26 protein-coding genes are annotated in these 24,863 nt (G+C 44.2%); 11 read left to right on the forward strand and 15 right to left on the reverse strand.

Translation table 11 applies throughout. From position 1 onward, the window contains the following. Window positions 1–18 precede the first annotated feature (18 nt). The 10 genes from ISR87_02145 to rnd all read right to left on the reverse strand — a co-directional run bounded on the left by ISR87_02145 (window position 19) and on the right by rnd (window position 9,978). Window positions 19–1,371, reverse strand: a complete 1,353-nt coding sequence (locus ISR87_02145; GenBank protein MBL7024230.1) for a GTPase — start codon at window positions 1,369–1,371, stop codon at window positions 19–21. Between the two features lie 172 nt (window positions 1,372–1,543). Further along, window positions 1,544–2,572 carry a tRNA dihydrouridine synthase DusB gene (gene dusB / locus ISR87_02150; GenBank protein ID MBL7024231.1) on the reverse strand — a complete coding sequence of 343 codons (1,029 nt, stop codon included), beginning with the start codon at window positions 2,570–2,572 and terminating at the stop codon, window positions 1,544–1,546. Between the two features lie 121 nt (window positions 2,573–2,693). Then, entirely contained in the window at window positions 2,694–3,137 is a 444-nt protein-coding gene (locus ISR87_02155; GenBank protein MBL7024232.1) for a C_GCAxxG_C_C family protein, read from the reverse strand. 18 nt (window positions 3,138–3,155) lie between these two features. Continuing rightward, window positions 3,156–4,577 (reverse strand): trimethylamine methyltransferase family protein, encoded by a 1,422-nt coding sequence (locus tag ISR87_02160; protein MBL7024233.1) that lies wholly within the window; start codon window positions 4,575–4,577, stop codon window positions 3,156–3,158. Window positions 4,578–4,628: 51 nt separating this feature from the next. Then, window positions 4,629–5,711, reverse strand: coding sequence for a ribosome small subunit-dependent GTPase A (gene rsgA, locus ISR87_02165; GenBank protein ID MBL7024234.1), 1,083 nt, complete (start codon window positions 5,709–5,711; stop codon window positions 4,629–4,631). Window positions 5,712–5,853: 142 nt separating this feature from the next. Continuing rightward, window positions 5,854–6,984 carry an acyltransferase family protein gene (locus tag ISR87_02170; GenBank protein ID MBL7024235.1) on the reverse strand — a complete coding sequence of 377 codons (1,131 nt, stop codon included), beginning with the start codon at window positions 6,982–6,984 and terminating at the stop codon, window positions 5,854–5,856. Window positions 6,985–7,029: 45 nt separating this feature from the next. Then, window positions 7,030–7,230: a hypothetical protein gene (locus ISR87_02175; GenBank protein MBL7024236.1), complete on the reverse strand. Its 201-nt coding sequence runs from the start codon at window positions 7,228–7,230 to the stop codon at window positions 7,030–7,032. 41 nt (window positions 7,231–7,271) lie between these two features. Continuing rightward, the gene (locus ISR87_02180) at window positions 7,272–8,045 is read right to left on the reverse strand and encodes a C-GCAxxG-C-C family protein (protein ID MBL7024237.1); all 774 of its coding nucleotides are present in this window, start codon (window positions 8,043–8,045) and stop codon (window positions 7,272–7,274) included. Window positions 8,046–8,142: 97 nt separating this feature from the next. Next, the gene (locus ISR87_02185; GenBank protein ID MBL7024238.1) at window positions 8,143–8,757 is read right to left on the reverse strand and encodes a methyltransferase domain-containing protein; all 615 of its coding nucleotides are present in this window, start codon (window positions 8,755–8,757) and stop codon (window positions 8,143–8,145) included. Window positions 8,758–8,844: 87 nt separating this feature from the next. Then, on the reverse strand, window positions 8,845–9,978 hold the full coding sequence (rnd, locus tag ISR87_02190) for a ribonuclease D (protein MBL7024239.1): 1,134 nt from the start codon (window positions 9,976–9,978) through the stop codon (window positions 8,845–8,847). A gap of 226 nt (window positions 9,979–10,204) precedes the next feature. Between rnd and ISR87_02195 the strand changes: the two genes are divergently transcribed. The 10 genes from ISR87_02195 (at window position 10,205) to ISR87_02240 (ending at window position 18,841) form a co-directional block, all read left to right on the forward strand. After that, window positions 10,205–10,396 carry a 50S ribosomal protein L28 gene (locus ISR87_02195; GenBank protein ID MBL7024240.1) on the forward strand — a complete coding sequence of 64 codons (192 nt, stop codon included), beginning with the start codon at window positions 10,205–10,207 and terminating at the stop codon, window positions 10,394–10,396. 126 nt (window positions 10,397–10,522) lie between these two features. Next, window positions 10,523–11,485 carry an ABC transporter ATP-binding protein gene (locus ISR87_02200; protein MBL7024241.1) on the forward strand — a complete coding sequence of 321 codons (963 nt, stop codon included), beginning with the start codon at window positions 10,523–10,525 and terminating at the stop codon, window positions 11,483–11,485. Further along, window positions 11,482–12,324 carry an ABC transporter permease subunit gene (locus tag ISR87_02205; protein MBL7024242.1) on the forward strand — a complete coding sequence of 281 codons (843 nt, stop codon included), beginning with the start codon at window positions 11,482–11,484 and terminating at the stop codon, window positions 12,322–12,324. The genes ISR87_02200 and ISR87_02205 overlap by 4 nt, the downstream gene beginning before the upstream one ends. After that, window positions 12,321–13,046: a hypothetical protein gene (locus tag ISR87_02210; GenBank protein ID MBL7024243.1), complete on the forward strand. Its 726-nt coding sequence runs from the start codon at window positions 12,321–12,323 to the stop codon at window positions 13,044–13,046. The genes ISR87_02205 and ISR87_02210 overlap by 4 nt, the downstream gene beginning before the upstream one ends. Before the next feature lie 115 nt (window positions 13,047–13,161). Beyond that, window positions 13,162–14,115, forward strand: a complete 954-nt coding sequence (locus ISR87_02215; protein ID MBL7024244.1) for a carbamate kinase — start codon at window positions 13,162–13,164, stop codon at window positions 14,113–14,115. A gap of 64 nt (window positions 14,116–14,179) precedes the next feature. Then, on the forward strand, window positions 14,180–15,343 hold the full coding sequence (gene sucC / locus ISR87_02220; GenBank protein ID MBL7024245.1) for an ADP-forming succinate--CoA ligase subunit beta: 1,164 nt from the start codon (window positions 14,180–14,182) through the stop codon (window positions 15,341–15,343). Between the two features lie 4 nt (window positions 15,344–15,347). Continuing rightward, window positions 15,348–16,220: a succinate--CoA ligase subunit alpha gene (gene sucD / locus ISR87_02225; GenBank protein ID MBL7024246.1), complete on the forward strand. Its 873-nt coding sequence runs from the start codon at window positions 15,348–15,350 to the stop codon at window positions 16,218–16,220. Between the two features lie 51 nt (window positions 16,221–16,271). Next, entirely contained in the window at window positions 16,272–16,679 is a 408-nt protein-coding gene (gene ndk / locus ISR87_02230; protein ID MBL7024247.1) for a nucleoside-diphosphate kinase, read from the forward strand. Between the two features lie 26 nt (window positions 16,680–16,705). Next, window positions 16,706–17,545, forward strand: coding sequence for an SPOR domain-containing protein (locus ISR87_02235; protein ID MBL7024248.1), 840 nt, complete (start codon window positions 16,706–16,708; stop codon window positions 17,543–17,545). A 39-nt stretch (window positions 17,546–17,584) separates the two neighbouring features. Next, complete coding sequence (locus ISR87_02240) at window positions 17,585–18,841, forward strand: hypothetical protein (protein MBL7024249.1); 1,257 nt, start codon at window positions 17,585–17,587, stop codon at window positions 18,839–18,841. Window positions 18,842–18,910: 69 nt separating this feature from the next. Here ISR87_02240 and ISR87_02245 read toward each other — a convergent pair whose 3' ends face one another. The 4 genes from ISR87_02245 to ISR87_02260 all read right to left on the reverse strand — a co-directional run bounded on the left by ISR87_02245 (window position 18,911) and on the right by ISR87_02260 (window position 22,510). Continuing rightward, window positions 18,911–19,402, reverse strand: coding sequence for a hypothetical protein (locus ISR87_02245; protein ID MBL7024250.1), 492 nt, complete (start codon window positions 19,400–19,402; stop codon window positions 18,911–18,913). A gap of 12 nt (window positions 19,403–19,414) precedes the next feature. After that, window positions 19,415–20,389, reverse strand: coding sequence for a flotillin-like protein FloA (gene floA, locus ISR87_02250; protein ID MBL7024251.1), 975 nt, complete (start codon window positions 20,387–20,389; stop codon window positions 19,415–19,417). Between the two features lie 20 nt (window positions 20,390–20,409). Then, window positions 20,410–21,747, reverse strand: coding sequence for a nodulation protein NfeD (locus ISR87_02255; protein MBL7024252.1), 1,338 nt, complete (start codon window positions 21,745–21,747; stop codon window positions 20,410–20,412). Between the two features lie 91 nt (window positions 21,748–21,838). After that, a complete protein-coding gene (locus tag ISR87_02260) occupies window positions 21,839–22,510 on the reverse strand; it encodes a DUF3108 domain-containing protein (protein MBL7024253.1) in 672 nt (223 codons plus the stop codon). A gap of 89 nt (window positions 22,511–22,599) precedes the next feature. On the opposite strand from ISR87_02260, the gene ISR87_02265 reads away from it, so the two are divergent. Beyond that, the gene (locus ISR87_02265; protein MBL7024254.1) at window positions 22,600–23,025 is read left to right on the forward strand and encodes a GtrA family protein; all 426 of its coding nucleotides are present in this window, start codon (window positions 22,600–22,602) and stop codon (window positions 23,023–23,025) included. Between the two features lie 3 nt (window positions 23,026–23,028). Here the strand turns inward: ISR87_02265 and ISR87_02270 are convergent, their stop codons facing one another. Next, the gene (locus ISR87_02270; protein MBL7024255.1) at window positions 23,029–24,858 is read right to left on the reverse strand and encodes an ABC transporter ATP-binding protein; all 1,830 of its coding nucleotides are present in this window, start codon (window positions 24,856–24,858) and stop codon (window positions 23,029–23,031) included. Window positions 24,859–24,863: the final 5 nt, after the last annotated feature.

A 24,863-nucleotide genomic window follows, 5' to 3' on the forward strand; every position in this document is an offset into this window, starting at 1 on the left:
GTGGCTCGTAGCCAGTCGTTAGAGACTCTTTTTAACCGCCTCTTCCATTTCCTTGAGAACTTCAGGATTCAGAATGGAAGCCAGGGTAGGCATCCCAATTTCCTGCAACTTGTAGGTCACGCGGACTGAGGGTTTTTCAATATTAATGATGCGTCTGAGATCGATTGGAGTACCAATAACCACGGCTTCACAATCAACTGCATTAATGGTGGCTTCAAGATCTTTCATCTGTTCTTCACCATATCCCATGGCCGGTAAAATCTCACCAATATTTGGATATTTCTCGAAGGTTTCAGAAAGCTTGCCGACTGTCCAGGGTCTTGGATCAACCAGACTCGCAGCGCCATATTTCTCAGCAGCTACCACGCCAGCACCATATTGCATCTCGCCATGGGTCAGGGTTGGGCCATCTTCGACGACCAATACATTTTTGCCGTAAATCACCTCTTCATCATCAACAGAAACTGGTGATGCAGCATCGACTACAATGGCTTCAGGATTGACGATACGGATATTCTCACGTATCGTGGATATATCATCAATATCTGCGGTATCAATTTTATTGATGACTATCACATCAGCCATGAGCAGGTTGGTTTCACCAGGATAGTAGGTCAATTCGTGACCAGCTCGATGAGGATCAACAACGGTGATCATGATATCAGGCATATAAAAGGGCATATCGTTATTCCCACCATCCCAGATGATGATATCAGCTTCTTTTTCGGCCTCTCTCAAGATGGCTTCATAGTCGACACCGGCATAGACAACCGTATTATTCATGATATGTGGTTCATATTCTTCCATTTCTTCAATAGTACAATCATGTTTCTTGAGATCTGCCAGCTCAGCAAAGCGCTGCACCTTTTGTTTTACAAGATCACCATATGGCATGGGATGACGGATGGCCACCACTTTTTTACCCTGGGCTGTAAGATGATCACAGACAGCACGGGTTGTCTGGCTTTTACCACAACCTGTACGAGCAGCACAGATGGCAATCACAGGTTTAGTGCTTGGAATCATGGTTGATTTGGCACCCATGAGACGAAAATCTGCACCGGCATAATTCACAATGGCAGCTTTTGACATGACATAATCGTAGGGAAGATCACTGTAGGCAAAAACAACTTCATCCACATCAAGATCGTAAATCAGATCTTCGAGTTCTTCTTCATCGTGAATTGATATGCCCTCTGGATAAAGGCTTCCAGCTAATTCTGCCGGGTATTTTCTGCCATCAATATCTGGAATCTGTGTGGCGGTGAAGGCAACCACATCGTAGTCTTCGTTGTCCCGGAAAAAAACGTTGAAATTATGAAAATCGCGCCCGGCTGCACCCATGATCAATACTTTAGTTCGATCGCTCATTTTATCTCCTTTATATAATTATTTCTGGATTGAAACAAAATCTACAACACGATTCAATGCAAAATTCCCGCCAATAAAGGCAGGATTGTAATGCAAACATTATAATCTTTTTTATTAATATGTATAGAGATTGTTAGGCTTTTTAATGCCCAGCCATTCTTAAAACAACTATTTAGTAATTATCTTTGCTACCAGGAACATTGGGGAACAAGGCTCCTTCTTCACGATATGAGAAGTTTGCCAATTCAGGATCATTTTCCAACTCAGTAATAATTCTTGAAATTTCACCTTCCATATAAGCAAATTCCATATGGCGATAGAGACGCTTCCGGTATTCTGAGGCACCGGGGAAACCTTTGAGATACCAACTGAGGTGTTTCTTGATATAATTGGTTGCCCGATAATCACCCATAGCTACTGATTCAAGGTACAAATGACGATGGCATAATTTCACACGGTCAATCAATCTAACTGCCTCAGGCAGAACCCCAGTACTGAGATATTCATTGATCTCTCGGAATATCCAGGGATTCCCCAGAGCTCTCCGACCAATCATAACGCCATCACAACCCGTTTCATCAAGCATGCGCTTGGCATCCGCTGCACTTTTAATGTCGCCGTTCCCAATGAGAGGAATACTGATGGCCTTTCGTGTTTCAGCAATCAAACTCCAATCCGCTTCACCTGTATACAGTTGCTTGGTGGTACGGGGGTGCAAAGTGAGAGCCTTAATGCCAGCTGCTTCCAGGGCAGCGGCAGCTACTGGAGCAACAATACAACCGTTGTTCCAACCTGATCGAATTTTTGCTGTCACCGGTATCGAAACAGCTTCCACAACAGCTCGGGCAACTTCGTCCATCAGGGGCAAATCTCTTAAGATGGCCGATCCCGCTCCCCTCTTGGTAACCTTGGGAACAGGGCATCCAAAGTTCAGATCTATGAGATCTGGTTTGACAATGTCTTCGATATATTTGGCACTCTGAGCCAGGACTTCTGGCGTTTCACCAAAAATCTGAACCCCGATGGGTCGCTCAGATTCTGTGAATTTCATCATATCCAGCGTTTTCTGATTCTCTCGGATGATACCGTTGGCAGAAACAAATTCAGTATAGACCAGACCGGCACCCTGTTCTTTGCAGAGCACACGAAAAGGATGACCTGTCACACCGGCCATGGGAGCCAACAGAGCTATCGATTTCAATTCTATAGATCCAATCTTAAACATCTCAGAACATGTTATTCGTAGAGATCTTGGTCAACAACTAGTTTGTATTGATTTCGGGAGTCATTATTTGGTGAAATTGAATTGGTTTTTATACTGATTATTTTTCGGGTAATAGAATGAATTCTTCCACTAGTTCTGCGGCAGCCTGGACCAGACCAGGACAAATCGTTTGGGATGTTTCTTTGGATTTTGCTTCGAGTTCACCTTCAGGCGTACTGACATCACAACTCAACAAGTCACGACAAAGAATGGACCCACACTTTTTTCCAAATTTGTTGGTGAATGCCAGTGTTCTCTGATTGACGTAATCTTTTGAGACACCAGTCAAATCTGAAGGCTGAAAATCCAAGCCGAGCACCATAATGGATCCACTGACAGCCCCGCAAACTTCAGCACGGCGCATACCACTGCCAAAGCCACTGCCAATTCTGAGACAATCAGCTTCAGCAAGACCTCGCAGGGGGCCATAGGTGCCGATTATGGACTGAGCACAATTGCTTCCATTATTAAACTTTCCCATGGCATCCTCTACCCTACTCATAGCACCAACCTCTCTCGTTTATATTCTGGAGATAATTCGCTCACCGTTTTCAATCAACTCATCATGGTCTTCTGGCAAACTCAGATTTTCTAAAATGTCCATTGTGTGCTTCCTCAGCTTTTCCGAAGCCTTGGGCTCTTCCTCATCGAGCCACTTTTCTAAAGTGTATCCTGGCCAGATTTGACTGTGCTGTTCATGCACTTCTCGGTATTGAGCCAGGGTTGCTTCGGATATGAGGAAACTCCCCCCCGGTCCCGCTGATTCGATATCCGGTAAAGGATCGGGATGGTCATCCATTACAAAACCGGCAGCAAATTGTCTCACTTGACGAATGATTTCATCAGCATAGACCACTGTGGTAGGTGAAAATGCTTGTGAATCAAAATTACCTCCAACAAAAGGGGCCAATCCAACCTTGCCTATGGAATTGGTAAGATGATTCATCCACAGGGTACCACTGGCTAATAAATCTGGTCCCCACCCGGTACCGCTGCCAGACGTTCCTGCATGTGGAATGTGGTAGTGATCCATCATCTCGGCACAAGCCAGATTGACCAGCATGGTTTGAGATGTATATGCGGAAATCATATTCTGCATGTCAAAAACTGAAGGCAGGCTCCCTAAAATGATTGGTGTCCCGGGTTTGATTAATTGAGAGAGTACCAGACCTGCCAATAATTCAGCATTGAGCATGATCAGAGTACCCTCCGCGCTGATGGGTGCTGTTGCCCCTGACATTCCGTAACTGGAGAATATGAAAGGCAAGCCACGATCAATTGTGGAGAACATCTTATCCGTGGTGTCCTCATTCAGGACCAGGGGTGTAACTGGATTGAAATATGGGAGGATAAATGGTTTTTGCGAGATATTCCCATGAAGATGCTCCAGCATGTCAAGCGTTCGGTCAAATTGTATTGGTTCAGATATTAGTATACATAGAGGTTTGGTGGTATTGGCCATCATCTCCAGGGTAGCCAGTACCTCCCCTACTTTAGAACTGTCATTTTGGATCACCCCTGGGGTTGAAACAAGATCAAACCGGGAAAGGGTATTGCCCAGGGAGGAAGCGATTTCAATATGCTTCCGCGTTATGGGGGTGAGAGAGTCATTTTCCGGATTCTGATACCAGGAGTTGGTTACACCAATCCCATAAATAGTTCCAGATTGCTGATGGCCACCTAAAGAAAAAGCCAGACTGCCATCCCTATTGTACATATGGATATTTGAAGGTGCAGACTGGAGTGATTGCTGAACCAGTTCAGCCGGTATTCGAACAAGATTGTCGTGAATTGTCCCACCAATTGCACCAGAGAACATTACCCTCGCTCGTTCTGAGTCTACCCGTATCCCAGTATGAGACAGAACCTTAAGGGAGTCTTGATGGACTTTCAGAATTTGTTCTTCGCTAAGAACGGAAAGCTTGGGTTGAATTCTATGCATATGTTCTCGCAATGGGTTACCCCAGGGTGTTGAAAATGGAAGGTCCGCGTCTTATCTCTTTTTGTTACCTTTGTGCTGCTGTGTCAGGCGCTTTTGCTCTTTGCTGATCGCCTTCCACTTCTTTCTTTCCGCTTGCTCGGCCTGTACATCAGTCTTCCTGTCGAGATAGGTGAGTTCTTTTTTTAATTTCATATAATTATTAATTCTTTCCTCTGAAAGAACACCGCTTTCAACGGCAGCTATGACAGCGCAACCAGGTTCTGTCTCATGGGAACAGTCTGAAAATCGGCAGCCCTCGGAAATTTCTTCAATATCGGCGAAACTTTTGTCTAGATTATCATCCCGTTGCCAGAGTTGGAGCTCGCGCATCCCAGGCGTATCGATCAACAACCCTCCTGTAGGGAGAAAGATTAATTCTCGATGGGTGGTAGTGTGTCGGCCTTTGCCGTCCTTTTCTCTAACGGAGGCGGTATGCAGAAGTTCATGACCCACAAAATGATTGATAAGCGTGGACTTGCCTACCCCAGAAGATCCCAATAGAGCGATGGTTTGGCCTGGAGCGATATATTGATTCAGACTATCAAGGCCTGAATGTGCTTTGGCACTGACTGCATAGATTGGCACATCCTGAATTCTTGCCTGAATTGATTCCATGGCTGGTTCAGTCAGTTCTTCCAGATCAGCTTTGGCGAGGATGATTACCGGTTTTGCACCACTCTCAACCACAAGTGAAACATATCTTTCCAGTCGAGCAGGATTTAAATCCGTGCCAAACGTTGTGACTATCCAAACTGTATCCAGATTGGTGGCCATGACCTGTTCATTGGTGTTTTTCCCAGCAACTTTGCGTGAGAATGTGGATTTGCGTGGTAAAACACCACGAATCGTGGCTTTGCCTCTTTCATCAGTGTCATCCACAACCACCCAATCCCCTACGGCGGGTAATTCGGTTTGCTTGAAGGGAGCATGGAAGAGTCTTCCTGCAGCTTTTGCAGAAATTTCAACCTCACCGGTATGAACCTTGTACTCGCTGCGATGCTCAGAAACAACACGGGCAGGGATACCTTGGATATCCTCTGCGAGAGCTAACTTTTCAGCCCAGGTTTCATCCCACCCATAGTCTTCAAGACTCATATAAGCGCTTTCTTTTTTGGCTGCTCAACCATGAGATCTATTGGTTGAGTTATATAATCTATCAATAGCTTCGATTCTAAGCATACCGATGTGAAGAACCAGAATTAAAATGACTTCCCAATCTGTTGAAAGATGTATGCTCCTATTTCCCAAATAACAATCTGCGAACCTGTTGATATCCTGCAACAGCCAGATTGCTGAAAAAATAGGTTAACAGGATAAGTGAAGGATATTTGACCAGAGCTGGTAGACCAGTATTCATCAGCAAAGTACCAAAAATGCCGATCATGATGACGTGAATGACGTACACGCCATATGAATTTAAGTTTAAATGATTCCAGAGTTTTCCCGGTTTATTAAAATACCTCCAGAAGGTGCCAAACATTAAAAAGAGGAGAGCAAGGAGTGATAAATCAAAACTGAGCCACCAGATAGTTCGATATAGCGGTGTAACACTAAACCCTTCGGGGTAAAAGAAGGGATACAAGCGGGCAAAAATGTGAAGGGTAACCGGTATCCAGGCAACGCCATTTGTGATATTATACAGCATTTTCCTGGGGGGATTGTTGGTGAACGAACCTTGGCTGAAACTGTTGGCTCCCAGTAAAAAGGACATGAAATAAATTAGGAGCCTCTCGTTTTCAAAATCCAGGAGAGGCGTGAGTGTCCAACTCCGCATTCCCAACCACGCCCCCACACCATAGCTATAGATAAATCCAACAATGAGGGTGATCCCGATCCATGCTTTGATTGATAATACGGGAAACTTGAATTTGGATTTTGAGATTGGAAGATAAAGCAGATTAAACAAAAAGAGAACTGGCAGGAACCATAACCAGTTCTGGCTATTGGGGTTGTTGAAGTGAAGGTAGTTGGTCCAGACCTCCTGGGGCAAACCGCGTGAATAGAGGAAGATGACCTTATATAGTGGAATTAGGGTGAAGACTGCAATCAACCAGGGAAGGAGTAATCTTTTGGTCTTTCCTTTCAGGAATGCCATTGGGGTCTTGTTCCTTAGAGACCCTGGAACCAGATAGCCCGCAATAAAGAACATTATTGGCATGACCATAACATCAAACATGATTCCAATAATACCCACCCAGGTGATTGTAGTTGGATCGTCCACAATCCAGAACCAACCCCACAGTCCAGCTGCCTCATACACACCACCTACGTGATAAAGAACTACCAAAAAAATGGTGAAAGTTCTCAAATTGTCCATCCAATGGAGTCGAGTGGTTAGATTTGTTTTTGGTTCTTCATTATTATTCATGGTGGCTGCTCCCCTTAATCCAGAATTCGTTTTTGTCTAATAGAACTATTCATCATCTCCAATTCTACCCCGATGATAATCGGACCAGAAGAAGGTGGTTTTGGCCATTTCCTCTACACCAGGTATACTTTCCTGAGTATTTTTCTTGTTCTTATACTTTAGTAGAATTGTGATAACCGTAGTTAATAGTACCAAAAGCCCAAGGAGGATATGGATGAGAGTTCGGGTTTCAATGTAGATTGACATTTCTCAACATTCCTTTTTCATATCTAATCATACTTGAGGTGTTAATTCATGACACCTGTATTAGCCAATTGATCAAGAATTTTTGAACAGCCGCCACAGGCAATGTAGTCGGCATGGTCTTCCACATTTTCAAATTTTCTGCCAACAATATTTGAACACTCAAACTCATAATCGCTGACTTCTAAAAATTTCTCCATGGCCGCTAGTGTTTCAGGATTATTAAAATCAAGTCTCTCCCCAGATTCGTGATTGCTTTGCAAGCCTTTCAGCCAGATGGCAGCTCCCAGTGCGCCACAGGCACCTCCACTTAACCCAATACCACCGGCCAAGCCGGCAGCCATGACCTGATGTTCTTTTGAGAAACCCATTTTTTTAGCCAAAAGGGATGCACAACTGACAGGTTGTGGTGGAAATTCAGGACCATCATCTGTGAGTGTTTTCTGGATTTCCGCATAGGCTTGAGGAGCGAATTTCGCTGCCATTCTAAAACAGCCAATTGTGCCACCTTTGAGTAAAAAGAATGTCACCATTTTTAATGTAGAAGATGTTTTGTCTATATCAGTGATTTCAAGGCAATTCATATGTTTATTTTGAGCTCGAAATGTTTCAACCAATCGTTGAGATGCTTTGACTGCTCTGGTTTCAGCTTCTGATCCTGAGCCATAGAGTTTGAAAGCTTCAGCCCCTGCTGCAAGTGCTGCTCCCCATATCATTCCACACTGGTAGCCATGCTGCATGATACCACCTGCCAGGGTGGCGGTTGCCTTTTCCTCAGGAGCCCTGCTGTTATCAAATCCCTGGTTGAGAACTCTCAACAAGGTCTCTGATCACGTGCCTACCTTCAGGAAGGCTCCTACAGCACCCATTCCTGTAACAGTACCATTTGTTTTAGCCATCATCGTTCCCCTTTTTTTATCTCAACGAGGCTTTCTTTGCCAGGACAATATCAACTGGCAACCCGAACATGGACATCTCTGTCACACTTGATATAATAAAACCACTATCCCTTATGGATTGTTCAACATAAATAGGCCGACAATCTACATACCTATTGAAATTATTCTGAGTCCATTCATAAAGTTTCACCATGAAACCACCCCGCGACTTTTTTGACATGGATACAATACACAGTCGACCGCCAGGCTTTAGTACCCGCTGACAGTCTGCCAGAACCACAGGAATTTCTGGAGTATCAAACAACTCTAGGGTGAAACTTGAGTAGGCTGCATCAAAGGAATTGTCTGCATATGATAGTACAGTTGCATCTCCGAGACATAACTCAACAGAATCACCCATCCCCGCTTTTTGGAGTCTTGACTGGGCAACTTCCAGCATCCCCTGAGAGAGATCAACCCCAAAAACGCACCCCGTTTCTCCAACAGCTCTGACCATTTTCTTCAAGCATTGTCCAGTTCCGAAACCTACTTCCAGGACCTTCTCGCCTGCTTGAATATCCAGGATATGTAAACCCATCTCTTTATACTTTTTTTCGGAGAGACCTGCGAGCAAGTCATACCAACCACTCATTTTATCATAACTTGCCCTGGCTTCTGCTTTGGACCGAGTCACTCTATTTATGGGTGCTGGATTGCTCATTTTGATTAATTCAGGATGTCATTGCCTTTTTAATATCCCAATTTTTCCTTGTCTCAAGGTCAGGGATATTTGTCCCAGGAGAAGTTGTTCAGCCAGTTCTCCGAACAGATCTTTACGCCAGCCCCTGGATAATCTAGTTTCCACACCCAGGGTCAATTGCTCTAGATCGGATTTCGAAGCCACAAGTTTTGGGGCCACATTATTTTTCTCACATACCTGGGTGAGAAGGGCACGTAATAGCACGATGGCATCGCCATTTATTTCTTCATCAGATGAAGTATCCTGAACGGGCGGACATTCTGAGATGGGTAGTCCCCTGGCTTTCTGGATACTTCCAAGAATTGCTTCTCCGGTTCTTCCCTGGGCATTGCCGCCAATCCCCCTTGCGCGACCCAAATCCTTTAGATTATCGGGGGGGTTGGAGACCAGGTCTCGTAAGGCGAGATCTTTTATGACCCATCCCCGTGGGATATTTTGAGATTTCGCTCGCTCTTCGCGCCAGGTTACCAATTCATGGAGTATTGCCATTCGATGTGGCGTCATATTCCGTAATTTTAATTTCCTGGCCTGAGTTTCGGGGTTGAAATCGAAGCGCTTTTTATCTGACAATTCCAACATTTCCTCAGCCACCCAACTCCCTCGACCCTGTTTTTCAATTTCGTGCTGCAAGCGCTCATATACAGAACAAAGATGAGTAACATCAGCCTGAGCATATTCAATATGACGATCACGAAGGGGTCTTTTTGACCAGTCAACAATCTGTGAACTTTTATCTATTCTGGCTTTTGCAAAGGTCTTCACCAGCTGAGCATAAGAGACCTGGTCTCCAAATCCACAAACCATGGCAGCAATCTGGGTGTCAAATATTGGGGTCAATGAGAGTTTAAAGTCATTCCATAAAATGACCAGGTCCTGCTCCGCTGCGTGGAAGACTTTCACTATTTTGGGGTTTTTGAGGTATTGGATAAGGGGTTCAAGATCAATGTCAGCCAGGGCATCAATAACAGCAGCGTGGGGGCCATGTGCGATTTGAATCAGGCAAAGTTGAGGGTAATAGGTTTTTTCAGAAAGAAACTCTGTATCCAGCGACACATAGGGAGGCGTCCCCAAATCGTGTATAAATTTGACTAAATCCTGGGTTTTATTAATCAACAAATTGATGTATCTCCTGTTCTCTTTCATTCAATGTAGCCTGAAGCAGACAATTTTCCGAGAAAGCTCTTCCCCAGGTTATGCTTACATGTGAGCTGGCGTAAGTTTTTCCCCTGGATTGAACCTGGAGGTAGGAATATCTGCTACTTCACAGATTAGATGAAATATTCTTTGACACAGGGACATGTCCGTCTATATTTGCGCGCTTTAGAATGGGAGTATGAAAATGGCAAAACGATGTGATATATGCGGAAAAGGTCCAGAAACGGGCAACAATGTGAGTCACTCACACAAGAAATCTCGTCGCAGATGGTTACCTAACCTGCAACGTGTTCGTGTTTCAGTCGATGGACAAAACACACATAAAAAAGTTTGCACGAGCTGTATCAAGTCAGGAAAAGTTGTTAAAGCTGCCTGATTTTTTTCCAATATTTAGAAAAAATTTAAAAAAGCTCCGTGAATCGGAGCTTTTTTTGTACCAATGCTTCCCGTTGGAGCTAGATTTTTCCATGATTAACATTCTCAAAAAACAAGTGACCCTGGCATGATTGAAATTGACATGAGCCCACCCCAACCAAACGACCACATTGCAGTTGATCAGGGCTCCCCTGCTCTGGCGTGTTATGGGTTATCTAAAAAATTTAAAACCATCCAGGCATTGGATGATGTGAGTCTCACGGTTCCCCGTGGATCCATTTTCGGGTTTCTTGGACCAAATGGAGCTGGAAAATCTACTTTAATCAGAGTGGTCGCCGGTCTTATCTCCGCTGATAAGGGACATTTTGATGTGCTGGGGAAATCAAGTCTTGAAGGCCATAGAGTCCGTGAAGGGATGAGTGCTCTGGTGGACAGGGCGGATTTCTATAAAAACCTCAGCGCCTATCAGAATATGAAAATGCTGGGAAGAATCACCGGTCATGATAGTGATGAACACATCAACAGTTTGCTAGAGTTACTGGGATTGTATGGACGTCGCAAGGATAAGGTTAAAACTTTTTCCCAGGGTATGAAACAACGTCTGGGGTTAGCCCAGGCTTTACTCCCCAATCCAAGGCTCCTGGTTCTGGATGAGCCCACCACAGGTCTTGACCCCCAGGGTATGCATGAGATACGAGATTTTATTCTGAAAATAGCAGCTGAACAGAATGTGACCATTTTTTTGTCCTCTCATCTGCTACACGAGGTTGAACTGATATGTTCAGATATTGCCCTCATTTTCAATGGCAAGCTAGCAGCCCAGGGCTCCATGCAGAACATATTTCGTGAAATTGATAATGTGACTATTGAGTTAGAGGTTGAGGATTCGGATACAACTCTGGCATTTCTGGAGATGAACGATCTGGTTACTCAGGTGACTCCAATGGCGAATGCCATCAGCATTGAGATTCACTATAATAAAATTCCGGAGCTCATTCGACTTATGTCCGCTGCGAAAATTAACATTTTCTCTGTTTCTCAGCGGAATCGGCTGGAGAATTATTTTCTCTCACTCATGGAGGGAAAATGATACTCTTTAAGCTCACTCGTAACGAACTGTACAAGATTTTCTCACTGGTACGCTCCTATATAGGTATCATCCTTTTTACCGCTATCGTCCCCCTCATCCTGTGGGGCTACGGCATGGGCACTTCCCATATTGAGGGTCAAATTGAGAGTTCAGTCTCAGACATGTTCTTTATTGAAGGCTCCCCCACCAACGGTTATACAGCAGCATATTTTATAATGAATTTCTTCTGGATACACATTCCATTTCTGCTGGCCCTTGTGGGAGGTGATATCTTTGCCGGGGAACACGCCAATGGAACATTTAGAGTGTATGCGACGAGACCAATTTCGCGGCTGAGCATATTCACATCTAAAGTTCTGGCAACCATTATTTATACCTTCATTTTCGTGTTTTATTTCGGGATACTAACGTTGGGGTTGGGACTGATCTGGCATGGTGGTGGTGATATGCTGGTGTTTCATAATGGCGTTCTCATTCTGGAGTCCAGTGATGCGCTGGTAAGATTTTTTATCGCGTACTCATTCTCCTTTATTAATATGGTCCTGGTAAGTTCCATTGCTATTTTCTTTTCAACCATGGTGAGAAATGCCGTAGGTCCAGTGATTGGAACCATGGCCTTGTTCATTTTTATTCTAATGGTATCAAGCCTCCCCCTGGAGGTATTCAAGAGTATTCAACCCTATCTTTTTACCACTTATTTTTCGAATTGGGAGCAATCATTTTTTGATCCTATTCCATGGGCTGATCTATTCAGGGGTCTTGGACTTGTATTCTCCAATATCGTAATGTTTCTTGGTATTGCCCTTATCATATTCCGTAGAAAGGATATCCTTTCATGAATCATACATATAAAAGTATTGCAATTATTATCATGCTATGCCTGTCTGCAGGCTTATCTGCCCAGACCTATCCCAGCCAAAAAGAGCTTCAGGATCTGATGCTAAGCAACTGGGAGCGCATTGAAGACTATGAGGTGGATATTAAGCTTGATTTGGACATTCCAGGTTTTCGTATGCCCTCTCGCCAAATTCACTACATGTACAAATCACCTGATATGAGCAAAGTCGAGGTAAAAGGATTCGCCATTGTGCCTAAACAGGGGATTCAACCATTCTTCACTTTTTTGCGGGATTCGGTCTCCCTTAAGATCGTAAATGACTCACTGATAAAAGGAGAGGCCCTATTTGAGGTCACTCTTGAAGACACATTTATGAATGAACCAGGAATCATTAGCTTTTTTGTAAATCAGAAGACAGGGAATATTGCAGAGGCCTGGGTGGTTCATGATGGTCAAGAATTTTTTCGGCTTTATTCTGAATACGACCAAGTGGATGGTATCTTCCTACCAACATCTACATCCATAAAGATGACCTTTCCACCTGACTTTAAAAACCTTCAACGTCTGGGCAAAAAACCAACTGATATGCGGGATTTTGAAGCAAGCTTGACTGATGAATGGTTAAACGGCTCCATTACGATTCAATTCAAAAATTATAAAGTCAATCGAGGTATTCCAGACTACAAGTTTGAGGATGAAACTGAAGACGCCATTCAGGACTAAATTACCGATTTCCTCGCTTCATTATTAACCAACGGTTTATCCAATAATTTGGTTCAAATTCATGGATTTGGGTTGAGTTTCATATCACAGCAGATACATTACTTTGCTTTTAATCTTGAAGGAGAAACTATTGCGAAAAGCAGTTGTAGCTTTAGGTGGAAATGCTATCTCTCCACCTGGAGAAGTTGATTCAATTCGGAACCAGTTCAAACACACGCGAGAAAGCCTTGGATCCATCATTGACCTGTTAAAACAGGATATCATTCCTGTCATCACTCATGGCAATGGCCCTCAGGTTGGCAATGCTGCTCTCCGAACTGAAGAACTGGCTGGTTCCATTCCCTATTTACCTTTGGGAATCAATGTGGCCGATACTGAAGGTGGCATGGGATATATGATTGAGCAATCCTTGATCAACCGTCTCAGACAAGATGGGATTAACCGACAAGTTGTCACTTTGATCTCTCAAGTCTTGGTTGATGAAAAAGACCCCTCCATACAGAACCCCACCAAATATATCGGGACTGAACTTTCAAAAGAAGATGCGACGAAAAAAGCTGCCCAATTTGGTTGGAGTATCAAGGAACTTGACAATGGCAAATGGAGACGCGTGGTACCCTCACCAGAGCCCATTGATATCATTAATTCCAAGGTGATTAGCCAGCTCATTGAAGCTGGGCACATTGTGATCGCCGTCGGCGGAGGTGGTGTCCCGGCATTTAGAGATATAAATGGAAATCTAGAAGGTCTTGATGCTGTCATTGATAAGGATAAGGCTTCTGCCCTGCTGGGTACTCAGATTGGTGCGGAGCTTCTCTATATTTTCACCAATGTGGAACGGGTCGCTTTGAATTTTGGCAAAGAGAATCAAAAGCTTCTGTCCAATCTCACACTAGTCGATGCAAAACAATATCTGGCTGATGGCCATTTCCCCGCTGGTAATATGGGTCCAAAGATCGAAGCCAGCATCAGTTTCCTGGAAGGCGGCGGCAGGCAGGTCATTATCACCAGCATTGAGGGCATCAAAAAAGACACTTCAGGACAAAACGGAACCATTATTACACATTAAAAACAATTATAAAAATGACTCTCTCAATCATGGTTGAGATCTGACAAAAATGAGGAAGTAATACATGAATATTCATGAGTATCAGGCGAAAGAGATCTTTAGGAAATACAACGTCCCAGTTCCCAAGGGTGGCGTTGCCTTTTCTGCAGAGGAGGCTTTAAATGTTGCCAAATCTCTTGACTCGAACATCTTTGTAGTCAAAGCTCAGATTCATGCAGGGGGACGTGGTAAGGCTGGCGGTGTAAAAATTGCCAAAGACCTTGACGAAGTCACGCTGTACGCCAACGAAATATTAGGCAAAACACTGGTTACCCATCAAACAGGTCCTGCAGGAAAAACAGTGGGACGCCTTCTGGTTGAGGAAGGTATCGATATTGCCAGGGAACTGTATATGGGGATTGTGTTGGATCGACAGACTGGACAGTTCGTTTTTATGGTTTCTGAAGAAGGTGGCATGGAAATCGAGAAAGTTGCCTCTGAAACTCCAGAAAAAATCATCAAGGAGTGGATTGACCCAGGTATGGGTCTACAAGCTTTTCAGGCCAGGAAGTTAGCTTATGCCTTAAAACTGGAGGGAGTCCAGGTTCGAGAAGCCGTCAAATTTATGTTTGCACTCTGGGACGCGTTCAATGCATCAGATGCATCACTGGTTGAAATCAACCCTCTGGTAGTGACTGGAAGTGGCGAAGTCATGGCCCTGGATGCAAAAATGAATTTTGATGATAATGCACTCTATCGCCAAAAGGATATCCTTAAGTATCGGGATCTCAGTGAAGAAGAAGCCTCAGAAGTTGAAGCCTCCAGCTACAACCTGAACTACATTAAACTCGATGGGAATGTTGGTTGCATGGTGAATGGCGCTGGTCTGGCTATGGGTACCATGGATATCATTAAATTATACGGCGGAGAACCTGCTAATTTCCTGGATGTTGGTGGCGTTGCCAATCCTGACACTGTGTCGAATGGATTCCGTATCATCATGAGTGACTCCAATGTCAAAGCAGTATTGATCAACATTTTTGGTGGCATCGTGAGATGCGATCGGGTCGCCATGGGTATCATTCTAGCGCTTGAAAAAGTGAAGGTGAGTGTCCCAATCGTCGTGAGATTAGAGGGAACAAATGCCAAAGAAGGTGCCCGGCTTCTGGCCAATTCGGATATTGATTTTATTGTAGCCACAAGTCTGGCTGACGCTGCAGAAAAAGTTACTGCAGCGATCAAGGAGTAGTCCAATGATTTTAGTAAATAATGATACAAAGCTGGTTGTTCAGGGTATTACCGGGAGCGAAGGCTCTTTTCATACTGAACAAATGCTTGAATACGGAACCAAGGTGGTCGCAGGGGTGACTCCAGGAAAAGGTGGACAAACTACAGATACTGGTGTCCCGATTTTCAACACGGTTCAAGAAGCGAAGGACAAGGCTCAAGCCAATACCTCAGTCATTTTCGTCCCACCTCCCTTTGCGGCAGATGCCATCATGGAAGCTGTGGATGCTGAGCTGGATCTGGTAATCTGTATTACAGAAGGAATCCCCACAGCTGATATGGTTAAAGTTCATGCCTATATGGCTGGTAAAAAAACCCGTATGGTTGGTCCAAACTGCCCTGGTGTGATTTCACCTGGAGCTGGAAAAATTGGCATCATGCCAGGATTTATTCATCAGCAAGGTTCTGTTGGTGTGATTTCTAGAAGTGGTACCCTCACCTACGAAGCAGTGCATCAATTAAGCTCCAGGGGTATCGGGCAGTCTACCTGTATTGGAATTGGGGGTGATCCCATCATCGGTTCCAACTTTATTGATTTACTTAACCTTTTCAATGAAGACGAGGGTACGGATGCTGTGGTCATGATTGGTGAGATTGGTGGGACTGCTGAAGAGGAAGCCGCTGAATGGGCACAAAAGCATTTCACCAAACCTATCGTAGCATTTATAGCAGGAACTACTGCCCCTCCAGGTCGGCGTATGGGTCATGCAGGTGCTATTATTTCAGGTGGTAAGGGAACTGCAGCGGATAAGATTGCAGCTCTGAAGGCTGCTGGTATTGCAGTATCTGAAAGTCCTGCAGGAATTGGTGAACTCATGGAACAAATATTAAAGAAGTAAGCAAATTTAAACGTTATAGGAGTTAAGATTTTGAGTAACAAAACATTCGCAATGATCAAACCTGATGCCGTGGCATCTGGCAAACTAGGCAAAGTTATCGATGCCACACTGCAGGCTGGTTTTTCAATCAAGGGAGGTCGGCTGACACTGATTACGCGTGCACAGGCTGAAGAATTCTACGCAGTTCACCGGGAGCGTCCCTTCTATGGTGAGCTGGTTGACTTCATGTCCTCTGGGCCCACATTTGTAATGGCTCTGGAAAAAGACAACGCTGTTCAGGCCTGGAGAGATACTATTGGGGCTACAGATCCAGCTGAGGCTGCAGAGGGTACAATTCGTAAAATGTACGCAGAGAACAAGGGCAGAAATGCGGTTCATGGATCTGACTCAGATGAAAATGCTGAGAAAGAGATTGCATTTTTCTTTAGTGGGGCTGAAATTATCGCCTCAAATCTCTAATTATTATCCTGTATCAGGAGGCAGAAATGACTAATAATGTTTTACTTAAGCGCGCTATATTGATTCTGATAGGTCTGAGCATTATTGTCAACTGCGACATGTATAATAGCCGATTTGGTCGAGAAGAGGTCAATCTGGGTGAATATATCACCCTTAGAGTTGAAGAACCTGTCGAAGGACAGGAAGTAAATTGGATCTTTTCTCAATTACCAGATAGCAGCAAGTTGCTGGGTTTTCTGCCTGCTGATACGCTTGAATTGGTCTCATTTAAACCTGATTTCGCTGGTAAATATGATGTGATTCTTGAAGTCACCGTGGATGGTGAAACAGAACAAACCCATTTCTACTACGATGCACTAATGGGTGAAGACAATACACTCGTGGACGGTGAAATCCCTGATCATCTCTTTGAAGCTTCTAAAACCGGGGACACAACTGTGGCTGATACACCCTCAGTAAGTCTTACGGATGATGGTGTCCAGAGACGTTATCTATCTAAAATGAAAACGCCTGGTGATGTTGTTAAACCAACCAAAAGTGTGGTTAAGAGAAAAAAAGCTAAAAAAGCTAAACCCGCTATTATCAGTCGAGGAAATCTTATTCCCCTGGCTGCTCGCACCTGGACCATTCAAGTTTCTTCCTGGCCATCATTAGAAGATGCTCAATCTGCCTCACGGGATCTGCAGGAGAAATATGGTATTGAAAGCTATATCCAGAGAGCATTCTTTAAGGATAAAGACGAAATCTACTATCGCCTGCGCGTAGGAAATTTTCAAGGATCAAAAGAAGCTGAAGCCTACGCCAAAGAAATCCAGGATATGACCAGCCTCCCTGTCTGGGTTGACTTTGTCCGACAGGAAATGTAATCCATATAAATATTAAAACTTCAATACGGAGACTCACTCATGCTTGAAACTCAACTGTATTTCAATTTCAAGGATATGTTTCGCGCGCCTCGCCTGGCACTTGGCCGACGAATGCTGGTTATGCTGGAAGCACTTTTTATTTCATACGTGGCCTTCGTTGTCCTTACCTATCTTGCCCTATTGGTTGATGGCAACTCTTTTGGGAGTATCTGGAATAAATATCATCTCTTGCCATCATGTTGTGTGACTGCCTCCATGGGCATTTTCGCACGAATTCTAATTTCTCTGTCCTATGTCATTTCAGTGGTCGCCATATGGCTTGGACTCACATCAGTTGCTAAAATTACCATCAAAGAGTATAAGGGTGATTTATTTTACTCCTCCCGAGATGGTTGGAAATGGGCGACTAAAAATTGGTTCCCTGTATTTTTTGGCCCCATATCTATTGGAGTTGTGATTGGATTTTTTGTACTTCTGGCCGCCCTCTTTGGTTGGCTAGCGCAATGGCCAGTCCTGGATATTATCTTTTATGGTCTTTTGTTTGTCATCTTTCTGCCCACAGCCCTATTCCTCACATTCTCTGCTCTGGCTTTTGCTGTCGGCGTGATAATGTCACCCAGCATCGTTGCCTGTGCAGAAGAGGACACCATGGGCTCCATGTTCGGCTCCTATACCCTCCTCTGGAATCAGCCCGTTCGCTTGATCGGCTACACAATTCTGATTGTAATTGCAGCCATGATAGGATATCAAATATTTTACTTATTCATTCTCTCTAGTTTCAAGTTTATTGAGATGGTTTTCGGCCATGAAATGATTATGGGCAACGCCTACATTGCCGTCAAGCAGGTGGGAATGGATTTATTCGGTAATTACAGTTTCCTACCTCCAAATATTTTCGCCGCCACCTGTCATGATTCTGTCTGTCTATTAATGCCCAATTGTTTAAGCAGTGTGTTTGAACCTGTCGCCGCAGGTTGTGGTGGTGGTTGTGGTGGCTGCGCATCTACAGCTCCAGCTGTGATATCGGCCACAATTACTCAGACAATTACTGGTGTTTTAGTTGGTCTATTCACACTTCTGGCACACCTGGCAGTTCCAGCCTATGCGCTGGCAACATTAGCTACGGGCTTATCCACCTCCTTCATCGTTCTCACAAAGCACAAAGATGATCAGGATTTGATCAAACGAAAAGATGCTGATGAACGTGGAGAGGCTGAAGCCGCCGAAGAAGAGGACCCGTCTGAGACTCCTGAAGTTGAAGATGAAACCAAGACTGAAGAGCCTGAGGCCGAATAAGTCTCTCATCAATTAGAAATAAAAAGGGCTGGGTATCACCCAGCCCTTTTTAACTCATTTTATTTTTATCTAGCTCCGATGGAACCATTCTTCGTTTTTTTGATAAGCCCGAGGTTTTCCCATAATCTCATGGAGGATAATACCCTGCTCAAGTTTCGAATAGGGTTCTAAAACCTCGTCCAGAGTCTGACCGGCATTGCTCTTCACCGACTCAACTACCTTTATTAGTGGATGACTGTGAGGTTGCTTTTGCGATCCCTCCGCAAACCGTGGAGATGTGTCAATCGTTGAAACCGGAATCACCTCTTCCTCATCTTCCTCTTCAGGTTCATACTCTGGAGTGACCTGCTGAAAAGTCAGAGGTTCCTCATCTATCTCAAACAGCTCTTTCTTGAGTTGATCAAGAATCCCACCCACACCTTGAAGTGGTTTTGATATGGGAGCAGTTCTAGGTTTCTCCGCTGGTTTGACTCTCTGCCTGGCTTTTTTTTGCTTTGACCAGGCAGAGATTGCCATATAAACGATAAATAGAACTATTGGACCTAGATTGTCCAAATCCATAAGGGTTAGACCTTACTTCTTATCTGTTTTGTTTGAACCAGAAAGATTCTGTCTCATGGATGAATCAGCCTGGATGTTTTCCATACGATAATAGTCCAGAATACCCAGATTTCCCTGGCGGAAGGCTTCAGCCATAGCCCGTGGAACTTCAGATTCTGCTTCTACAACCTTGGCCCGCATTTCCTGGGTCTTGGCTTTCATTTCCTGTTCTTCGGCAACAGCCATGGCACGGCGTTTCTCTGCAACGGCCTGAGCAATGTTCTTATCAGCATCAGCTTGATCCATTTGCAGTGTGGCACCGATATTCTTACCGACATCTACATCAGCAATATCGATGGAAAGTATCTCAAAAGCAGTTCCTGCATCGAGACCCTTTGCCAGGACATTTTTGGAAATAATATCTGGATTTTCCAATACTTGTTTATGTGACTGTGAGGAACCAATTGAACTGACAATTCCTTCACCAACACGGGCCAGAACTGTTTCTTCTCCTGCACCACCAATCAGACGATCAATATTGGCACGCACCGTCACCTTGGCCACTGCAAAAAGCTGAATTCCATCCTTGGCGATGGCTGATACACGTGGAGTTTCAATCACACGTGGATTCACACTCATTTTTACTGCATCCAGTACATCGCGACCGGCCAGATCAATGGCTGCAGCGCGTTGAAATTCCAGATCAATATTGGCTTTGTCCGCTGCTATGAGGGCCAGGACAACCTTGTTTACGTCTCCACCAGCCAGATAGTGAGCTTCCAACACATTGGTATCCAAGTCTATTCCGGCTTTACGGGCACTTACCAGTGAATTGATAATCAGCGGTGGCGGGATTCGACGCAGTCTCATTCCGATGAGCGTTAAAAGACCCACGTAGACTTGTGCTGCGGCTGCGCTTATCCACAATCCAATTGGAATGAAATAAGTAAATAATACAAGAAAGGCAACCAGGCCAATCAGTATGAGCATTAAAGGTATAGCTTCCACAATTCCTCCTGTGTTAATTATTAAACTTTTTTATCTACAACCACTCGATTTCCATCGATGCGAATGATTGTAATTTCTGTGTCTTTATCAATAAAGGTACCTGGGGTTACAACATCAACCCGCCGTCCTTCGATCAGTGCAGTTCCAGCGGGTCGCAGAGATGTCATGGCAACACCACTTTTTCCCACCATTTCTTCCAGACCAAGGCTTCCGCTGTATCCTTTAGCATGGGTTTCTGCTTCGGGCAGACTGAGACGCTGCCAGGCCTTCGTTTTAAGCATCCGTTTTACCATGAGGCCCAAACCAAATAGACCTCCAATGATGGCAATGACCAAACCCCACAACGCTGCGTTGATGTCACCTGATGTAGGTGCCATAGGCAGGAGCATGGTGAACATGGCGTAAATCATAACAATGATACCCAGAATACCTACCACTCCGAAGCCAGGAATTACAAAGGCTTCTATACCCAGTAAAACTATACCCCCAATCAGGAACAACAATTCCATCATACTGGCGAGATTGGCAATGAAAGACGTGGAGAAGAATAGGAAGAGGGCAAGCAATCCAACGGTTCCAGGTATTCCCCACCCTGGACTCTGAATCTCAAAGATAAGTCCCAAAAATCCCAGGGTCATAAGCAGAGAGCTAACGATGGGATCTGTAAGAAAACGAACCACTGCTTCAGACCACGTTGGCACCACATATACAATTTCTAAATCGGAAAACCCAAAATGGTCAAGCACTTCACCCATTGAGTCCATTTGATAATCAGCCATTCCATATTTCATGGCTGTGGATGTTCTCAGGGTCAGTAATTTGCCCCCGTGAGCGCCTTCAATATCGTCGAGGAAAATGGTATCACCCGCAGCAGTTACTAGGGTATCAATATCAAGGGATTCATCTACCATGGCCATAGCAATGTCAGGATTGCGCCCTTTTGACTCAGCAGTTGAGGCCATTTCCTCACGCATATAGGATTGAGCCTTCTCTCCTGCCTTCTGGCTTTGCCCATCTACGACCGTAGTTGCCCCCATAGTCGCTCCAGACCGCATAATAATGGTATCACAAGCCAAAGATATAAGCGAGCCTGCAGAGATGGCTTTGGTGTTGATAAAAGCATATGTCTCAATTTTTGAATTTAAGAGGGCATTTTTCATCATTGTGGCTGCGTCCACTCGACCACCAAAGGTGTCTATATCCAAAATGATAGCATCACCACCTGCTGCATTCAATGCAGGAATCTGGCGTTCAAAGAAATATGCCAAACCCATATCAATGGTTCCCTTCACCTCCAGAACATAGACTTGGGGAAAAATGAGAATGGGGATTAACAAAAGCAGGAATATTCGTCGCATAACTGTTCCCAATTGTTTTGATTTCTACAGCATAAATATTGTGGCCAAAGATAACCTTTTATCTCGCTGGTCGGTACCGTTTTCCGAAATATCAGGGGTCTTCTATGCGCATTTGAATGTTGCCATACTTCGTATTAATTTCAATCTCTAAGGGAGTGTGTGGGTAGGATTTGGAATAAAGCATGGAGAGCTGAATCTGATTTGCTCTGGACTTACGCGTACTGTTAAGTGGAGTCAGACGCCAACCTGGTTTTTCAAAAGGTTTGAATAGTGAGGGTTTACCAACTTTCTCAACCAGAAGTTTCAACACACCAGATCCTCGACCATCCCACATATGATACTGAAGTGTATCGCCGTGCTGAAACTTGGTAAGGGATAAACTGTATAATAGACTGGGAATATCCCTCAATCCCTGGGTGTCTACTTTCTTATCCTTGCCATTTACTGTGGCCAGGTTGCTATCGCTAAAACTCACTTCATAGTTACGATGATAAGACCCTTCATGAATGGCTCTGTGATGAGTGATCAGACGTCCCACATCAATCATATACTCTGTGATCACAGTATCAGCGAGGGTCCACAGTGTTGAAAGCCAGGGGGAAGACTCGATAATAAAGATGCTCTTTAAAACATTTTCTTCCACTGTATGAATCAGGGTCGCCCCGCCTGCATGAACTGGTCCATATTTAACTTTATAGGAATAGGTCTCTGCAGATCTTCCACTTGCAAAAAGAAGAAAAATACTGAGTAATATCTTATTCATCAGGTTCATAGATTCAGAAACTAGACGGGATGTTTGCATTCCTCAAGCTTTTTGTCTATCCATTCATAACGATACAATTAAATTCATCCATGCAAATAAGACTTCCAAAACGCTTTATTGCCTTCTCCTTTGTGGGTGTTTCCGGTATTTTCGTCAACAGTGCGATTCTGTACTACGCAAAGGAATACCTGTATGTTCCCATTCCAATAGCATCCCTCATAGCCATTCAGATAGCCATATTTAACAATTTTTTCTGGAATCATCGATTCACCTGGACAGACAGGGGAATGAAGGGGTATCAGGCTATCAGAACTGGCTTGATTAGATTTACGCTGGTTAGCTGGATTGCCGGAGGGCTAAACTGGATCATTCTGCTCCTGCTTCATCACTATGTAGGAATCCACTATCTCCTGGCAAACTTGATCGCCATCTTTATTGCATCCATCTTGAATTATTTTTTGAATGATTTATGGACATTTCGTCACCCTGGGAATAACGAGAAATCTGATAACTGAGTTTTAGACTGTATCGCCTTCGGCAAACTGGAGGCGATATAATTTTTCATATAAGCCACCTGCTGTGCTCAAACTGGCATGGTTCCCCTGCTCAACAATCTCACCTGAATCCATGACCAATATTTTGTCAGCACTTAAAATGGTGGATAGGCGGTGGGCGATGACAATCACTGTCCGACCCTTCATCAAGGTTTCAATGGCAGACTGCACCGCTTTTTCAGATTCGGTATCCAAGGCAGATGTTGCTTCATCAAGGATTAGAATTGAGGGATCCTTGAGCAGTGCTCTGGCAATGGCAATGCGTTGTTTTTGACCACCTGATAACCGCGCCCCATGTTCACCCAACATGGTTTGGTAGCCCGCTTCCAGCTCGAGAATAAAATCATGGGCATTGGCTTTTTTGGCAGCTTCTTCAACGTCAAACTGAGTGCTCTCCATGCCGTAGGCTATATTGTTGTATACGGTATCATTGAAAAGGATGGTCTCCTGGGAGACGATACCAATCTGTCGACGAATACTTGCCCGGGTTAAGCTGCGGATATCATTCCCATCAATACTGATACTGCCAGCATTGATATCGTGAAAACGAGGTATTAGATCCACCACAGTAGTTTTGCCAGCACCTGATGGACCCACCAGTGCTATCACCTGCCCTTTCTCAATAACTGTATCGAGATTTTTGATGGCCTGCATTCCTGAATTATCATAGGCAAATGAAACAGATTCAAAACGAATCTCTTTTTCAAAAGGTCCCAGCTCCTGGCTGCCACTTTCATCACGAATAGCTGGCTCTATATCTAAAACTTTGAATACACGCCCTCCAGCTGCAACACCGGACTGAATACTGATATTGACTTTTGCCAGATTCCTAATGGGTTGATAGATGGCGAAAAGAATGACAATAAATCTTAAAAAGTCCGAGCTCGTGATGGTTCCATATTCAAGTACCTGAACGCCACCAATCCAAAGCAATACCACAGCCATGCTCACCCCTAACATCTCTGTCACCGGCAGGGATAGACTCTGGAGACTGATTTGCCTGAACATGAGTCGAAAAAGTTTCTGGGCTTCAGTGCCAAATCGTTTGCTCTCGTTACCTTCGTTGACAAAAGCCTTGATGATTCTAATACCTGAGATCATCTCCGTAAATCGAGATGTAATCTCTCCCAACTGGGTCTGGACACGAACCACCTTACGTCGAATGCTTTTGCTGATAACTGCAATAAATAATATGGTAATGGGAATAATCAGGATGGATATGAGAGTCAATTGCCAATTTATAATAAACAAAATGGTCAGATAGGCGACAATGTACATGGGTTCAATTACCAGGGGATGAAAGGTAGTGGCCAGGGCCTGGTTAACTTTTAATACATCATTCATGGCAAGAGAAATGAGATCTCCACTACGACGGGCTTGGAAGAAACTCAGTGGCTGAGATAAAAAATGCTGATAGAGTCGCAGCCGCAAGTCCTGAACTACTTTGGCCTGGACATAACCGGTAAAAAGCTTGTTACCGTAATAGGCTATTGATTTTACGAGATAACTGAACAGGATAACCACTGCAAGGGTAGCCAAAGCATCAACAGGAGTGCCTGAGAAAAAGTACTCACTTGTTAATTGTTTCAATTTTTCATTTAGATCAATATTACCAGCCATGGATTCTGCCGGAGTGACGATCTGTTCATCGGGGTTGGCAAAAATAGTGGTGATAAAGGATGCGGATAACCATAGTGTCAAAGAATGGAAAATCACATTAATAATTGAAAAACCCATGCCTACACTAATTTGCAGCCAATAAGGTTTGATCAGTTTGAGTATTCGTAAATACATAAGGC

It is taken from the genome of Candidatus Neomarinimicrobiota bacterium (assembly GCA_016784545.1).
Lineage (GTDB): Bacteria > Fidelibacterota > UBA8477 > UBA8477 > JABMPR01 > JABMPR01.

Bases quoted from the DNA above. Each gene is read 5' to 3' on its own strand.
- ISR87_02145 (MBL7024230.1), bottom strand. From the start codon at position 1,371: ATGAGCGATCGAACTAAAGTATTGATCATGGGTGCAGCCGGGCGCGAT.
- ISR87_02155 (MBL7024232.1), bottom strand. From the start codon at position 3,137: ATGAGTAGGGTAGAGGATGCCATGGGAAAGTTTAATAATGGAAGCAAT.
- ISR87_02160 (MBL7024233.1), bottom strand. From the start codon at position 4,577: ATGCATAGAATTCAACCCAAGCTTTCCGTTCTTAGCGAAGAACAAATT.
- rsgA (MBL7024234.1), bottom strand. From the start codon at position 5,711: ATGAGTCTTGAAGACTATGGGTGGGATGAAACCTGGGCTGAAAAGTTA.
- ISR87_02170 (MBL7024235.1), bottom strand. From the start codon at position 6,984: ATGAATAATAATGAAGAACCAAAAACAAATCTAACCACTCGACTCCAT.
- ISR87_02175 (MBL7024236.1), bottom strand. From the start codon at position 7,230: ATGTCAATCTACATTGAAACCCGAACTCTCATCCATATCCTCCTTGGG.
- ISR87_02185 (MBL7024238.1), bottom strand. From the start codon at position 8,757: ATGAGTGGTTGGTATGACTTGCTCGCAGGTCTCTCCGAAAAAAAGTAT.
- ISR87_02195 (MBL7024240.1), top strand. From the start codon at position 10,205: ATGGCAAAACGATGTGATATATGCGGAAAAGGTCCAGAAACGGGCAAC.
- ISR87_02200 (MBL7024241.1), top strand. From the start codon at position 10,523: ATGATTGAAATTGACATGAGCCCACCCCAACCAAACGACCACATTGCA.
- ISR87_02205 (MBL7024242.1), top strand. From the start codon at position 11,482: ATGATACTCTTTAAGCTCACTCGTAACGAACTGTACAAGATTTTCTCA.
- ISR87_02210 (MBL7024243.1), top strand. From the start codon at position 12,321: ATGAATCATACATATAAAAGTATTGCAATTATTATCATGCTATGCCTG.
- sucC (MBL7024245.1), top strand. From the start codon at position 14,180: ATGAATATTCATGAGTATCAGGCGAAAGAGATCTTTAGGAAATACAAC.
- sucD (MBL7024246.1), top strand. From the start codon at position 15,348: ATGATTTTAGTAAATAATGATACAAAGCTGGTTGTTCAGGGTATTACC.
- ndk (MBL7024247.1), top strand. From the start codon at position 16,272: ATGATCAAACCTGATGCCGTGGCATCTGGCAAACTAGGCAAAGTTATC.
- ISR87_02235 (MBL7024248.1), top strand. From the start codon at position 16,706: ATGACTAATAATGTTTTACTTAAGCGCGCTATATTGATTCTGATAGGT.
- ISR87_02240 (MBL7024249.1), top strand. From the start codon at position 17,585: ATGCTTGAAACTCAACTGTATTTCAATTTCAAGGATATGTTTCGCGCG.
- ISR87_02245 (MBL7024250.1), bottom strand. From the start codon at position 19,402: ATGGATTTGGACAATCTAGGTCCAATAGTTCTATTTATCGTTTATATG.
- ISR87_02255 (MBL7024252.1), bottom strand. From the start codon at position 21,747: ATGCGACGAATATTCCTGCTTTTGTTAATCCCCATTCTCATTTTTCCC.
- ISR87_02260 (MBL7024253.1), bottom strand. From the start codon at position 22,510: ATGAATAAGATATTACTCAGTATTTTTCTTCTTTTTGCAAGTGGAAGA.
- ISR87_02265 (MBL7024254.1), top strand. From the start codon at position 22,600: ATGCAAATAAGACTTCCAAAACGCTTTATTGCCTTCTCCTTTGTGGGT.
- ISR87_02270 (MBL7024255.1), bottom strand. From the start codon at position 24,858: ATGTATTTACGAATACTCAAACTGATCAAACCTTATTGGCTGCAAATT.